At 51.5% G+C, this 13,283-nt stretch carries 14 protein-coding genes and 1 pseudogene; 1 reads left to right on the top strand and 14 read right to left on the bottom strand.

Translation table 11 applies throughout. The annotated features are described in order from the left end of the window. From WMW72_RS22700 to WMW72_RS22645, 13 genes and pseudogenes are all read right to left on the bottom strand, one after another. Positions 1 to 456, bottom strand: a complete 456-nt coding sequence (locus tag WMW72_RS22700; protein ID WP_341417854.1) for an EVE domain-containing protein — start codon at positions 454 to 456, stop codon at positions 1 to 3. Positions 457 to 459: 3 nt separating this feature from the next. After that, complete coding sequence (locus WMW72_RS22695; RefSeq protein ID WP_341417955.1) at positions 460 to 1,008, bottom strand: DinB family protein; 549 nt, start codon at positions 1,006 to 1,008, stop codon at positions 460 to 462. Between the two features lie 68 nt (positions 1,009 to 1,076). Next, positions 1,077 to 2,024, bottom strand: a complete 948-nt coding sequence (locus WMW72_RS22690; RefSeq protein ID WP_341417853.1) for a helix-turn-helix transcriptional regulator — start codon at positions 2,022 to 2,024, stop codon at positions 1,077 to 1,079. A gap of 84 nt (positions 2,025 to 2,108) precedes the next feature. After that, positions 2,109 to 2,429, bottom strand: a complete 321-nt coding sequence (locus tag WMW72_RS22685; RefSeq protein WP_341417852.1) for a pentapeptide repeat-containing protein — start codon at positions 2,427 to 2,429, stop codon at positions 2,109 to 2,111. A gap of 111 nt (positions 2,430 to 2,540) precedes the next feature. Beyond that, a pseudogene (locus WMW72_RS35650) lies at positions 2,541 to 2,711 on the bottom strand (pentapeptide repeat-containing protein); the annotation flags it as partial. 257 nt (positions 2,712 to 2,968) lie between these two features. Continuing rightward, the gene (locus tag WMW72_RS22680; protein WP_341417851.1) at positions 2,969 to 4,039 is read right to left on the bottom strand and encodes a glycoside hydrolase family 76 protein; all 1,071 of its coding nucleotides are present in this window, start codon (positions 4,037 to 4,039) and stop codon (positions 2,969 to 2,971) included. A 6-nt stretch (positions 4,040 to 4,045) separates the two neighbouring features. After that, positions 4,046 to 5,098 (bottom strand): glycoside hydrolase family 76 protein, encoded by a 1,053-nt coding sequence (locus tag WMW72_RS22675; protein WP_341417850.1) that lies wholly within the window; start codon positions 5,096 to 5,098, stop codon positions 4,046 to 4,048. A gap of 256 nt (positions 5,099 to 5,354) precedes the next feature. After that, positions 5,355 to 6,245: a carbohydrate ABC transporter permease gene (locus WMW72_RS22670; protein ID WP_341417849.1), complete on the bottom strand. Its 891-nt coding sequence runs from the start codon at positions 6,243 to 6,245 to the stop codon at positions 5,355 to 5,357. 28 nt (positions 6,246 to 6,273) lie between these two features. Further along, positions 6,274 to 7,185 carry a carbohydrate ABC transporter permease gene (locus WMW72_RS22665; RefSeq protein WP_341417848.1) on the bottom strand — a complete coding sequence of 304 codons (912 nt, stop codon included), beginning with the start codon at positions 7,183 to 7,185 and terminating at the stop codon, positions 6,274 to 6,276. A 118-nt stretch (positions 7,186 to 7,303) separates the two neighbouring features. Then, complete coding sequence (locus tag WMW72_RS22660; RefSeq protein WP_341417847.1) at positions 7,304 to 8,596, bottom strand: ABC transporter substrate-binding protein; 1,293 nt, start codon at positions 8,594 to 8,596, stop codon at positions 7,304 to 7,306. A gap of 37 nt (positions 8,597 to 8,633) precedes the next feature. After that, on the bottom strand, positions 8,634 to 9,938 hold the full coding sequence (locus WMW72_RS22655; RefSeq protein ID WP_423227584.1) for a glycoside hydrolase family 125 protein: 1,305 nt from the start codon (positions 9,936 to 9,938) through the stop codon (positions 8,634 to 8,636). A gap of 233 nt (positions 9,939 to 10,171) precedes the next feature. Beyond that, positions 10,172 to 11,356, bottom strand: a complete 1,185-nt coding sequence (locus WMW72_RS22650) for a GntR family transcriptional regulator (protein ID WP_341417846.1) — start codon at positions 11,354 to 11,356, stop codon at positions 10,172 to 10,174. 129 nt (positions 11,357 to 11,485) lie between these two features. Beyond that, a complete protein-coding gene (locus tag WMW72_RS22645; RefSeq protein WP_341417845.1) occupies positions 11,486 to 12,043 on the bottom strand; it encodes a DUF4352 domain-containing protein in 558 nt (185 codons plus the stop codon). 553 nt (positions 12,044 to 12,596) lie between these two features. Between WMW72_RS22645 and WMW72_RS22640 the strand changes: the two genes are divergently transcribed. Then, entirely contained in the window at positions 12,597 to 12,956 is a 360-nt protein-coding gene (locus WMW72_RS22640) for a YmaF family protein (protein ID WP_341417844.1), read from the top strand. A 68-nt stretch (positions 12,957 to 13,024) separates the two neighbouring features. Here WMW72_RS22640 and WMW72_RS22635 read toward each other — a convergent pair whose 3' ends face one another. After that, positions 13,025 to 13,135, bottom strand: coding sequence for an IS3 family transposase (locus tag WMW72_RS22635; RefSeq protein WP_423227583.1), 111 nt, complete (start codon positions 13,133 to 13,135; stop codon positions 13,025 to 13,027). Between the last annotated feature and the right edge of the window lie 148 nt (positions 13,136 to 13,283).

Here is a 13,283-nt window from a genome sequence, read left to right as displayed (position 1 = left end):
TCAATCCAACTGCTCATTGCCTAGCATTGCACTGGCAATCGTCATAAAGTCATCCCGGTTAATCTCAAAATGTCCATAGCGGAAGGAGTACCCCCAATTGCGGTTCATGCGTGTGAAGGTAAGCTGCTCCAATACATCTCTAATCTTTACTTGGCGGCAAGACATATAGCTTATATTTCTACGGAATGGCACAAACGACGGGGACATCTGATAGGCATAGACTTGATCATCAGCCACTTCCCCGATAGCAGTGAATGCTTGGATTGGTTCCCCTTTCGTCATGTCCATACGCGGGGAATAGTAAATCAGCCAATCGCCCGCCCGCATCTTGCGTAAAGATGCTGACTTGCCGTGACAGAGTTGGGCAAATCCCCCCAACTCTCCACGTTTCACATGAGATGCGGACACGACACCAATCCAGAAACGGCTTTGTTGGCTTATATCATTTAGCTTCATCACTCATCTCCCTTCCCCTTTTCCATACACGCTTTGTTTTAAGCGGTCAAGCTGCAATAGATGATGGCGGTAGTGCATCTCAACAAGCCGAAACCATTCCTCCGCACACAGTCCGCCGAACCGCGGATGGGGAATTGTATGTCGGTTGGACGCCTTGTGAAGAGCAGGTTCAACCTCCTTCATTCTCTGGACAACGGTGTGTAATCCTTGAATCAGCTGCTCCTTACTTTCCGGCTGGTCCGGCGTATATTGCGGAGAAGGCGGAACATGAACACGAATGGGCGGGAAACTGCCCTGAGCAAATATAGCTATGCCATCCTCGTTTTTTTGCGCTAAAGTTACCTGGAGATCTTGGCTCGGCAACAGACATTGATCCACATGACGAAGCTGCATATATAGCGCTGAGTTAATGAGATGTTGAACCATCTGTCCGATTGACCATTCGTCATGGCTTGGCTTATGCTGCAGCTGATCCAGACTGAACGAGCCCAATTCATGAATATACACGGACACCGTCTCCTCGAATCGTTGCAATACTTCCGTTGTTGTAATCATCTTCCTTCCACTCCTTCATTCATTCGTTAGTCCAAGTATACAAAAACGCTACTGACAGCATGATGTCAGTAGCGTTCAAACGCTTTTTTCAGTTCGTTTCTAACCCTATGGCTGAAGGATTCCGGCTCCAGCACAACTACTCCGCTTCCCCAGCCGAGCATCACGTGCAGCAACTCCTCAGGTTGTCGGACGCGATAGGTCATCAGCACCCCTTCTGTATGCTCCTCCCTACTTTCTAAATAAAAGCTGCTGGATTCCTCTACCCTATCGGCAATACCCGCCTGAACTAGGATGCGTACACGAACATTGCGGTTATCCGGAGGACTGTATGCATCCAAGTCAAAATCCACCGGCAGCTTAAAACTAGCTTCCAGGCCCATAAGCTCCGTCATCCGGGACAACCGGAAATGACGAATGTCTTGACGCAGCTCACACCATGCGATGAGAACCCATGACCCGTGAAGAAGCACCAGCCCATACGGAGCAGCCGTACGAACACTTTGACGGTTCCCATCGGCATCAGCAATTTTTTTGGAATAATGGAAGCTTATCTTCCTTTCCTCCAATATCGCTCGGCGAATCGTCTCGATATAGGTCTTCTCTTGTATGCGAGCTGTATCTGCGGCAGTTGCCAGCAGACGAAAACTCTTGCGAATCCTGGCTGCCTCACTGTGGGTCGCTTCGGGCAGGATGGCTTCGATCTTCCTCTTGGAAGTTCGGGACTTGCTGCCATAGTGGGCATCAAACCACCGCTCGATAAAATCTGCCCCGATGAGTAACGTCACGGCTTCTTCCGCCGTGAAGCTGACTGGAGGAAGGAAATACCCGTCCATTAAGGAATATCCCTGCCCAGGTGATCCTATCACGGATACACCTGCTTCACTCAAAGCCTGCATATCTCTGTAAATGGTTCTTACGCTTGTTTCAAATGTAGCCGCTAAATCCTCTGCTCGTAATACTTTGCTGCGCTGCAGTTCAAGCACGATGGCTAACAGACGATCCGTTTTGTTCATGCGGTCGCACCTTCCCGCTATCAGAATGCCTGTGCCACAAGAAGCCGGCCCCTGCTTAGGATACGATTCTTTTCGCTTTTAGCTTTACTCTTCTTTTAATTGGATATCCATACAGTAAAGCAAGGATACCGCCTCAGGCAGCATAAAGATGGCTTTCGTAATCCGATTGCTGCCCGGATCAATCTGGTAGTTGGTGGCATGTGAGAAATCCGCGTTAGTCAAATTAGTGTCTCCGAATACACTCTCGCTGAAGTCTGTCGAGCTTAGATCGGCCTTTGTCAGGTCAGCTTCCCTGAAATCCACGTCTTTGGCCAGGCATGACCGGAAGACACACTGCTGCAGTCCAAGCCCTATGAAGGTAGAATGGTTCAATGCACATTCCTCAAACGTGAACGTACCCGGCATGCTGAGTTTAGGCCAGATGGCCTCCGTCCAATTCACTCCGGTTACTTTACATGCTTGAAAACTGAGTTGAGAGAAGTGGCAATCCAAGACCTTGATTAAATTCAAATTACAATCTGTAAATTGGCAGCCTGAGAATTTGCAATCCGTAAATAACGTTTCACTGAAATCGCAATTCGTAAAGGTACAATCGTAGAATTTGACCGAATCCAAAGACTCTTTGGAAAAACTGATTCCCTTAAACTGCTCATCATAATATTCCGATTCAGGAAACAAATTGCTCACTCCCTAGACAGGTTATTTCTATGTACTATCTTCTACACCAGCACGGCGTTAACCTGCCCGTTCATTTAGCAATCTTGCTTTAAGGCGCTTGTGTACTAGCCCCCACGAATTCCTATACCCAGAGAAAACAGGTTCAAAATGCTGAATACGATGTCCAGTGCCACAACGCAAAAAGGCGCCCCACTGCCATGATTGGCCTATGGGACACCTCGCGGTCTATCATACTTCATTGAACGGGTGGGAATGGCATTGTACCGTTACATGAAATCCTGTGCTTTCACTGCCGCTGCTGCTTCCAATAGCATCAATCCGCTGAGCTGAACGCTCAACTGAACCGGAAGTTCCGGTGCTTCCCCCCATGACGGACCGCATAAGCCTAGTTCTTGGTTCAGGCCCGACTCCCACAGCCGTTCAGCATTTCTGAGAATGACCTCGCGCACCTGCTCCTGCTCGGGGAATTGACGGTACAGCTGCACCCAATAACGGATCAGAATTCCCTTGAACAAGCCCGTATCGTCAATGCCTTCATCCGGAAGCATCCGTGTAGCGGGATCGCAGAGCCGTTCGATGCAGGCTTTCGTAGTACGGAGAGCATCCGCCGCATATTGACGGTTACCCGTCTTAAGATAGAGTTCAAGTCCAGCGCCCAGGAACACCCCTTGGCAATAGGTGAATGCCCAGTCGTAATCGATTTTACCATCACCCATCCGGTTGATTCCGTCCCAGACAAAGCCGGTATCCGGGTCTACCAGATGAGTTTTGTTCCATGCATAGATGCGCTCGGCCCAGTTCAGATACTCCTCATCCTGAAGCAACCCGTACAGTCGGGCGGCTAGGATGGCTGCCGGGGCATTGGCCGGCGTATTTTTATAGTTAGTCTGATCCTTCTTCCAGGCCATCCCCCCGCCAACATGATCATTCCACGCGGTCTTGATGTCCTCCCACAACGCTAGCACCGCAAGCTTATACTCCTCTTCGCCTGTCTCCTCGTAAGCGCGAAGCAGGGCAAGAGCCGTCCATTCCATATCGTCGTAGTAGTTATGCAAGAAGGTGCCTCCGTTATATATACGAAGGCTCCGGCTCAGCTCACGAATCCGATCCGCATAGATTGGGCTGCCCGTTCGCTCCAGCCCGTCTACGAGCACATCGATCACATGAGCCTGCCACCAGTAGTAGAAGTTATCCTCCGCTTGATTGCTTCCCGCGGGATACCACTGATTCATAATGCCGGTCTCTGCATTGTAATAGTTATGAAGCAGACGCTGCTGGTACCACTCGGCCCGTTCCTTCCAGCTACTTGCACCCACAGTCTGTATAGAGTCTGACATTCGCTACTACACCTCTGTCTCCAGCTCGGCCAGCATCTCCAGCAGCTTGATTCCGCTGAGCTGGGAGCTTAATTGGATAACTCCACCGGCGGTAAGGTTCCAATCCGTGCCGAACAGCGCCGCTCCGCTGGATTTCCCGCGTGCCCAGAGCAGGTCGCCATTGGTACGCAGGAAATCCTCAGCGGCGCCAAACCCAGGATCGGCCTTGCACAGCTCAGCCGAGTAGCGGACTAGGATGCCCTTGAACAGCCCCGCATCCCCGCCGCCTTCATCCGGCAAGCCGCCGTGCCCGGCATCGGCCAGCTCTGCCACTGCCGCCCGGAAGGTGCGGCGGGCATCGTCCAGATAACCGGGTGCGCCGGTTATCCGGTACAGCTCCACGGCTGCGCCGATGTATATCCCTTGGTTATAGGTGAACTTCCAGTCCTTGTCGATGACGCCGTCTCCCGCCCGGTTCATGCCGTCCCACACGAAGCCGGTCTCCGGGTCCACCAGATGATCTTGCAGCCACGTGTAGATTCGCTTGGCCCAGACCAGCGCTTCGGCATCGCCGAACGCCTGATGCAGACGTGCCGCGAGAATCGCGGCTGGTGCATTGGCAGGTGTATTCTTGTAATCCAATTGTGTCTTCTGCCAGGCGATACCACCATCCATATGTCCGTTCCAGCCGGTCAAAATATCCTTCCAGAGGATATGCACGGTTTCTTTGTAAGCCTCCTGGCCCGTAGCCTGATAAGCGCGGAACCAGGCCAAGGCCATCCATTCCATATCATCGTACAATTCATTGGGCCACACGCCGCCATTACGCTTCAGCAGTCCTTGATGCAACGAAGCTAGCCGTTCTGCATAGCGGCTGTCTCCTGTTCGCAGCAAGCCGTCGACGAGCACATCCACGGCATGCGCCATCCACCAGTAATGAAAGATCGTATTGCACTCCCCATTCGGACATGGAGTCTCGATATTATACATCCCGATCTCATCATTCCAGAATAGTGTATCCAGCGCTTCCTGCGCCTGGTCTGCCCGTTCGTCCCACAGCTTGAGCTTCATTTGGCTCATATGCTTCTCTCCCTGGTGTCCCGGTTCTCCTCAGCAGTCCAGCCGAATCGGCAGTACCGTCTAAAGCCCGGTCATTTTGTCTACAGTCAGATAATTGCTATTGCCCTTGGTACTATCGTATCCAAGCTCAATCATGTTGTAGCCTGTGTTGAGCGGAACGCTGAGCGTCACCTTGTTCTTAGGCGGCGGGTGATTACAGATCCTCTTTTTCAGGATTCCCCCATGCCCCCTTCTCCCTAAGCTGAATAGGAAGCTTTTACCCCTTGATGCCGCTGAACGCAATTCCCTGTACAAAGTAACGCTGCAGCACCAGGAACATCACGAGAATCGGCAAAATTGCCACCAGCGCTCCCGCCATCATCGGACCGTAATCCGTCTGGAAATTATAGGAGAATGCCTGCAGCCCCATCTGAATAGTTGCTTTATCGGGGTCGTTAAGTACAATCATCGGCCACAGGAAGCTATTCCAGCCCGCCTGGAAGGTAAAGATGCTCAGTGTGGCCAATGCCGGCTTCGTCAACGGCAGATAGATGCGCCAGAATATCTTGAATTCCCCGCAGCCCTCAATCCGTGCCATTTCCATCATGTCGCTGGGCAGGGTCAGGAAGAACTGCCGCATGAAGAACACGGCGAACGTGCCCGAGGCCCCCGGCAGAATAACGCCCCAGAACGAATTCATCAGCCCCATGCCTCCGCTGCCCAAAATATCATTGCCGCCCATAAGCGGAATATGGCGCATGACATAGACGGTCGGAATCATCGTAACGATCCCTGGAATCATCATGGCGGCCAGCAGAACGCGGAAGATCGGCTTATTCAACCGGAAGTTCAGCTTCGCAAAGGCATAGCCGCTAAGCGAGCCGAAGAACAGGTTCGCCAGCACGCCCGATACGGCCAGCACCAGCGAGTTCCAGAAATACAAGCCAAACGGGACCGTCGTGAACGCTTTGAGGTAATGCTCGAATGTGAGATGCGACGGAAACCACTTGATCGGCATCGCGAAGATTTCATCATTCGGCTTCAGCGAGGTCAGCACGCTCCAGTAAAATGGCAGGAACATGACGACCGCGATGGCTATGCATACGAGATAATAGATCGATTTGCCTAGTCCCTGCTTTAGCGGGGAACTATTGCTGCTGCTATTCATTCCATTGAGCCCCCTTCTTGGCTTGCCTCTATATGACCGACTCTTCCGCCTTCGAGATCCGCATATTGATCAGAGAGAAGATCAGAATCGCCATTGCCAGCACAAAAGCCTGTGCAGACGCATAGCCCATCTGAAGCTGATTGAAGCCCTGCTGATAGATCAGATAGACAGGTGTCTTGGTCATATTGGCCGGACCGCCCTGGGTAAGTACAAATGCCTGGTCAAACAGCTGAAGCGCCCCTATGATCGACATCGTACTGACGAGAAAGGTCGTCGGCCTCAGCTGCGGCCAAGTGATATAGCGGAAGCATTCGAATTTATTGGCGCCATCGAGTCTAGCCGATTCATAGAGATAATCGGGAACGCCTTGCAAACCCGCCAGATAAATAACCATATTGGAGCCGACCGACTGCCACAGGGTCAGCATCACGATCGACAGCATCGCTGTACGGGTCTCCGACAGCCAGGCCGGACCGGTAATGCCTACATACGACAACAGTCCATTGACCAAGCCGAATTCCGGGTGCAGCAGCCAAATCCACACCGTAGCCGCGGCGACGGCGGAGGTGAGTGTCGGCAGGTAGTTCAGCGTCCGGAACAGTTTGACCCCGCGCCATGTCCGGCTGAGCAGAATGGCGAGCAGTACGGAGATCAAGATATTGAGCGGAACGAAAACCACTGCGTACAGGAAGACGTTGCGGAATGTTTTCCAGAGCAGGTCATCTTCCGCGAGCCGGCGGTAGTTATCCAAGCCGACCCAATCGTTTCGGCTCAGCACGTCATAGTTGGTAAAGCTTAAATATAAGGCCATCACCACGGGGATGACTGTAAATACCACAAACAGCAGGACCGTCGGCGTAATGAACAGATAAGCTGTCCGCGCCTGATGCCTTCCGATCTTTCTTACGGATGTCACCTGGGTTTCCCCCTCTTTATCCATTCAGTGGATGAAATCGTACCGAACCTTGCGTCGGCCGAAGCCGAGACTCTTGTCACTGCCCCGCGGAGGCGCAAGGGGAGAGCGTGCTCCCCTGCACCAGCCTCATCTGCGAAGATAGTTACTTCACGACTGCGTTATCCTTGAGCAGCTTGTCACCTTGTTCCTGGGCTTTTTTCAGCGTGTCGTTCATGCTCTGTTTCTGCTGCTGGTTAAGCTGGAGATTCGGAGCCAGCGCATCGGTTTCCATCACCGAATATCCGGGATGAGTCGGACGGATCTTCGCAAATTCCAGCGTATCCATGAACGGCTTCCACTGCGGGTCATTCTTGAAGAAAGGATCCTCCAGCGCCGGCTTGAAGCCCGGCATATTGAGACTCGTCTTCGCCCACAGCAGCGCATTGTCTTTGTTCGCCGTCCACCACTTGATGAATTCCCAAGCCTCGTCATGGTGCTTGGAGCCTTCAGGAATGACAAGGCCGAACCCGCCCATCACGCTGGCCTTATTGCCACCCGGACCTGCCGGAGGAGGAACGATGCCATATTCCAGATCCTTGCCGTATTTGTTATAGGTGCTCAGCATCCACGGACCGGAGTAGAGCATGGCGACCTTGCCGGTGACAAAAGCATCTTGTCCTTCCCCAAGGCCAAGTTCGAAGCCGACCTTATATACTTTGTCCTTGTTCATAAGACGGTCCCAGAATTCCAGCACTTGCTTGCCCTTGTCATTGTTGAAGTTAGTCTTGCCGTCATCGGTCAGCATCTGGCCGCCGGCCTGCTGGAGATACATATTGAACAATCCGAGATCACCCATGGAGAAGCCGGCGACCTCCAGCTTGTCACCTTTCCATTTGGTCAGCTTCGCCGCTGCCGCCTCCAGCTCATCCCACGTCTTCGGCGGCTGTACCCCTGCTTCCGCCAGGAGCTTCTTGTTATAGAACAAGGCACGTGCATCCACGGTGAGCGGCAGGCCATATAATTTGCCCCCATTCGTAAGCTCTTTCAAGGATTCGCTGTAGAAATCGTCTTTGGAGATTCCGTCCCGCTTCAGATACTCATCCACAGGATGAAGCACGTTCTTGGGCGCATACAGCGAGGTCCGCCAGCGGTCCCAGAACAGAATATCCGGCGCGCCTCCATTGGTTGCCGATGTCAGAAACTTGGTAATCATATCCTGCTGCAGCACATATTTGACATGAATTTTATCCTGGGATTTGTTAAAGGCCTCCACCATCGTCTGGAATTGCTTCTGTCCTTCGCCGCCCCAGTCGCCCCAGAAGGTAAGCTCTGTTTTTTTGCCGCTGCTGGTCCCGGCGCCACCCGTTTTTCCAGTATCCGCCGCACCACCACTGCAGCCTGCCGCCAGAACCGTAATCATCGATAGTAATGTCGTCGTAACCAACCATTTCTTCATCGATCTTCATCCCCTTTAATGGTATTCTGGCTTGCAGCTATTCACTTTTATCCCGCTTAACGGCAATCCCGCAAGTCATCAGGACAAACTCACAGAACATCATATTCGCCCAGGAGAACCAAGGTCTTGTGAATTGATCCGGGTCGTCGGCATGAAAGCCTTCATGCATAAATCCGGTTCCGGCATCTGTGGCCTCCATCAGGTCGAGAAGGCGCTGCTGTTCTTCGCGGCTCGTCGCAGTCATTCCTTGAATCGCCAGCGCAATATGCCAGATGTAACGTACCGGCGTATGCGGACTTCCGATGCCGGAGGCCGCGGCGCCTTCATAGAAGTACGGATTCGTCTTGCTCAGAATCAGACGCCGGGTATTGAGATAAAGCGGGTCCTCCGCATCCGCATACCCCAGGTAAGGAATGGAGAGGAGACTGGGAACATTGGCGTCATCCATAAGATTAAAATTGCCCATACCATCCGTTTCGTAGGCGTACACAGGACCGAAATCGGGATGCTCCACGATCGCATGCGCGCGGATGCCTTCATCAATCTGTGTCAAAAGCTCCTGCGCCTCCTCGGCCAGCATCGCATCGCCGAGCACTTCAGCGGCGATCTCCTTCACATAGCGCAGCGCCACAACAGCGAACATATTGGCCGGAACGAGATAGCCATACTGACAGGCATCGTCACTGGGACGGAAGCCCGACCAGGTCATTCCCGTATACGTGGTAGGGCTGCCCAGACCTTCCCGGACAAGGGTATCCGACGGCGGGCAGTCCAGCCGCTGGAACCGGTAAAGGGAATCGCTCTCATGATGCTGCTCTCTGCGCCACAGCTCCATGATCAGCCGAACCCCTGATACAAAGCCCGCGTTAAACTGGGCCGTTCGGCCTGTGTTCTTCCACAGCAGATAACCAAGCTGGATCGGATAACACAGGGAATCGATCTCGTATTTCCGTTCCCAGATCCAGGGGCTCATTTCGGTCAGGTCGTTCTGATGACCTTGCCCGCCCGGGGTTTCATTGAAGGCATTGGCATAAGGGTCCATCTGGATATAGGCGAATTGCCGGTCCACCAGCCCTTGAATCATATCCGCTATGGCTTCATCCTGTGAGGCCATGATCAGGTAAGGTCTGACCTGTGCAGCAGAGTCCCGCAGCCACATCGCCGGGATATCTCCTGTGATCACAAAGGTCGTGCCGTCTGAGTTGCGTTTAATGGTCGTATTCCACGTATTCAGCAAGCATTGTTCAAACATCTTAGCGATCCGGGGGCGATCCCTAAACTTATCGTGTACAGCATCTGTAAGCTCTTGAATAGCTTTTGGAATGTGAGGACTTGAATTCAGATGGAATACCTCCCTTCAAATATTATAAAGCGTTTTCAATAATTAGTATATTAGCATACTGTCATCATGTCAATACGCATTTTATCTTATAAATGATATAACATTATAGGGAGGGTTATAGCCATTTAAACAAAAAAGAACCCCAAAACCCGTTCGCTTGCAGACTGGGTTTCAAGGTTCAACTGCCCCGAGGGCATGAATAAGGGCACAGCACTTCGCTAGTACATGCTTTGTTAGAGTGACTTGGGCTGCCGGGCCGGACCGGTGGATTCTCCGGGAATCAGCCGGGCTTCCAGCATCACCTTGTTGGGCACAGAGCAGCCGTTCATGATGCTCAGCACATTCTCGACGGCAATCCGCCCCATCTCTTCTTCATTCTGCCGCATATGAGTGAAGGCATAACCACCGCCGAGATGGGTGGGCGGACTGTCGAAGCAGATGATCGAGATATCTTCCGGAATACGCAGACCGAGGCGCTCCACGGCTGTCTTGGCCAACAGGGCGATGTTGTATTCAATAGCAAATAATGCGGTAATGGAGGGATGGCGCTCCAAATGAGAGACCAGACGCCCGATGTCGCGCTCGATATTCTCGTCATTGAAGGAGTTTGGCAGCGTCGAGGTTAGATCGCTCAGCCACAGCTCCTTGTCAACCATGATTCCCCGCTGCGCATGAGCTTCAATAAAACCTTCGATCCGGTCCTCCACAGCAGTCGTATCCGCCGGAGGCGGGCACAAAAACGAGATGCTGGTATGCCCGAGATCAAATAGATACTCCGTGCCCTTCAGCGCGGCCGTGAGGTTGTCTGAGCTGATCGAAGCCGCCGCCACCCCCTTCAAGTGCCGATCCACAAGCACAAGCGGAAAGCGGTCAATGACAAGCTTCAGAACCTCGGCATTGAAATATTCACCCTGCGCGGGGAACACGATAAGCCCGTCTACCCCGAGCCCCAGCAGCTTCTGGATGGAGCGTTCCTCATTCTCGGGAACCCCAAAGGTTCTGCGTAAAACCAAAAAACAGTCATTATCGCGCGCGGCCTGCTCCATGCCGTAGATCAGCCCTGTCCCGTAGCTATTGCCAAAGTCCGTAATCACCAGGCCGATCGTCTTCTCCTCCTGGTGAAGCAGCTTGACTGGCGCTTCACGAGAGCCCCCCGCCGAAGGGGCCTCTTCCTCTGTAAACTCAAGCTCCGGATCGGTGACGAACGAGCCTCTGCCCGGCTTCCGCACGATCAACCGCTCGTTAGCGAGCAGCTCCAGCGCTTTTTTACTTGTAATCCGGCTAACGCTGTATGCTTCCGCCAGCTCCTTCTCGGAGGGCACGCGTTCGCCCGGTTTGTAAGCTTGGGTCATGATCCCGCGCTTTACTTCGTCAAAGATCTTCTCGTACATCGGCTTGGATGAAGTCGTCTCACTCATGACCATCGTTATCTCCTGACCTTCATAATTTCATCTTATGCATAATAATATATCATGATATATTATAGTTGTCGACCGTGCTGAGCGATATTGAAAGGAAGGCCTCTGAGAAGCAATTAGCAGCAGGATTTATTCAAAGCATTCATTTGGCGAGATGCATCGTTTGTCAAACGAAAAGCGCAGCCCGTGCTTGCCGTCCTTGTACACGATAGAATGTCCGGGGATCGTAGACTCGCGGCTGGCTACCATCGTATCCGGCACTGCATAAGCAAAATAACGATGCTCCATGACCATGCCATTCTTGTAAGGGGGGTACGTAAACCCAGGGTGTAGCGCATATGGTGCAATGGCTTTCGGCAGCGCGCTGTCCGGCAACGCGGTATATCGCTTCCCTTTATTATCAACCAGAGTAAACATCGATGACTCCACGACCTTGGGGTCGGAACCGTAGTTTTTGACATTGACGGCAACCATCATCAATTGCTTCCCTTCAGCAGATAACTTGTCATCGGGCATCAGACCCATGGAAGCCAATCTAATCTCGACGTGGTTAACCTCCCTCTTCAAGCCGTAATAGATGGATTCGTACTGATCGGTTGAAGAACAGCCTACTGCTGAAATAATCGCACATGCTATCAAGAGCATGACGAACAGATGACGCAAGCGAAAACGAAAACGTGAATTCAAGATTAGCTCCTCCTGTTCCTATTAAGTTTCTTTATTTTGCAGCATATCCGAACATGCTGCGTTGCCCCTTTTTTATATCGGATGATTCGCTCGTGATTGTCACCCTTTTTAATTTCGAGCTGTTCCTTTGTTCATAAAGCATTTCTTATGTGTATTCCTACCGAGGGCCGTGCGATAATGGATCCATACGAGCGTATGCTCGACCCGGAGCTCATGAAAATTGTTTCTGAGGGAATACAGTACAAAGAATACATCGCGGAAGGAGCGATGTACTAAGTCTTATACCGCTATCCCACTTAAGCCTTCTCCCCGTCCCCCGTCGTCACCGGATTCTCCTCATAGCTAATCTTCTTGTGAACAGCATCACATTATAGAATCCGCCCGCTGCAGGGTCAGCACAGCAGCTACTACAGCCAACCACATGACCATATTCAGTCATAGAACTTTTCTTTTAAAACTTTCCAATTAAAGCTATTTGTTTGCCTAGCACTTTAAAGTAACTGCTTTAATAAAATGTACTATTGATAATTTTATTTTAGGAGGTTACCGCAGAATGCCGAATAAAAGTAGAACAATAAAGAAGACACCCCAGACAAAGAAACAGCGGCACGTACATGAGTTTGAAGGAAGCACGAGATTGGCTGAGCAAGGTGCGGATCGGCATAACCATCGTTTTGCAGGAGTGACGGGGCAAGCAATACGTTCAGGCAACAGTCACGTCCATGAAATTGACCTCACACGAACAGACTTCTTGAATCACTTTCATAAACTGAAAAAAATTAGAACAGGGCCTGCGATTCCAGTCGGAAATGGCAAGCATGTCCATTTCGTTACTGGACAGACCACACTTAATGATGGTCATGTGCATCAATTTAAGTTCGCAACATTGATTCAAGCCCCCCTTGTTAAATAAATCAAGTAAACAATGGCGTGAACTGAACTGCCCCCCGTCAAGTAGACAGTACAAATAATAAAAATTGGCTATGCGGCCTTGGACCTGAATTCCATCGGACTGAGGCCGTTTAATTTCGTTTGTAATCGTTCGTAATTGTATAAGTGGATATAGTCCTTAATATCGCGTTCAAGCTCTATGCATCTTGTGGTTAATCAGCCGCTTCATTTCTCTGCATAAGAAACCTGGTGTTCCTTGGTCATAACCCTGTCAAGTAGACACGAATATGGATATGCTGCGTCGCCCCTTTTTTTATATCGGATGATTCCCTCATATATATGACTCTGG

Origin of the sequence: Paenibacillus filicis, from assembly GCF_038070315.1 — a bacterium.
GTDB lineage: Bacteria > Bacillota > Bacilli > Paenibacillales > NBRC-103111 > Paenibacillus_G > Paenibacillus_G filicis.
The sequence above is the reverse complement of the archived record's forward strand: the minus strand, read 5'-3'. Positions and strand labels throughout refer to the sequence as shown.

Coding starts and splice junctions, on each gene's coding strand:
- WMW72_RS22670 (WP_341417849.1), bottom strand. CDS start 6,245: ATGAATAGCAGCAGCAATAGTTCCCCGCTAAAGCAGGGACTAGGCAAA.
- WMW72_RS22640 (WP_341417844.1), top strand. CDS start 12,597: ATGCCGAATAAAAGTAGAACAATAAAGAAGACACCCCAGACAAAGAAA.
- WMW72_RS22660 (WP_341417847.1), bottom strand. CDS start 8,596: ATGAAGAAATGGTTGGTTACGACGACATTACTATCGATGATTACGGTT.
- WMW72_RS22685 (WP_341417852.1), bottom strand. CDS start 2,429: ATGCCGGGTACGTTCACGTTTGAGGAATGTGCATTGAACCATTCTACC.
- WMW72_RS22680 (WP_341417851.1), bottom strand. CDS start 4,039: ATGTCAGACTCTATACAGACTGTGGGTGCAAGTAGCTGGAAGGAACGG.
- WMW72_RS22675 (WP_341417850.1), bottom strand. CDS start 5,098: ATGAGCCAAATGAAGCTCAAGCTGTGGGACGAACGGGCAGACCAGGCG.
- WMW72_RS22690 (WP_341417853.1), bottom strand. CDS start 2,024: ATGAACAAAACGGATCGTCTGTTAGCCATCGTGCTTGAACTGCAGCGC.
- WMW72_RS22650 (WP_341417846.1), bottom strand. CDS start 11,356: ATGAGTGAGACGACTTCATCCAAGCCGATGTACGAGAAGATCTTTGAC.
- WMW72_RS22665 (WP_341417848.1), bottom strand. CDS start 7,185: ATGGATAAAGAGGGGGAAACCCAGGTGACATCCGTAAGAAAGATCGGA.
- WMW72_RS22700 (WP_341417854.1), bottom strand. CDS start 456: ATGAAGCTAAATGATATAAGCCAACAAAGCCGTTTCTGGATTGGTGTC.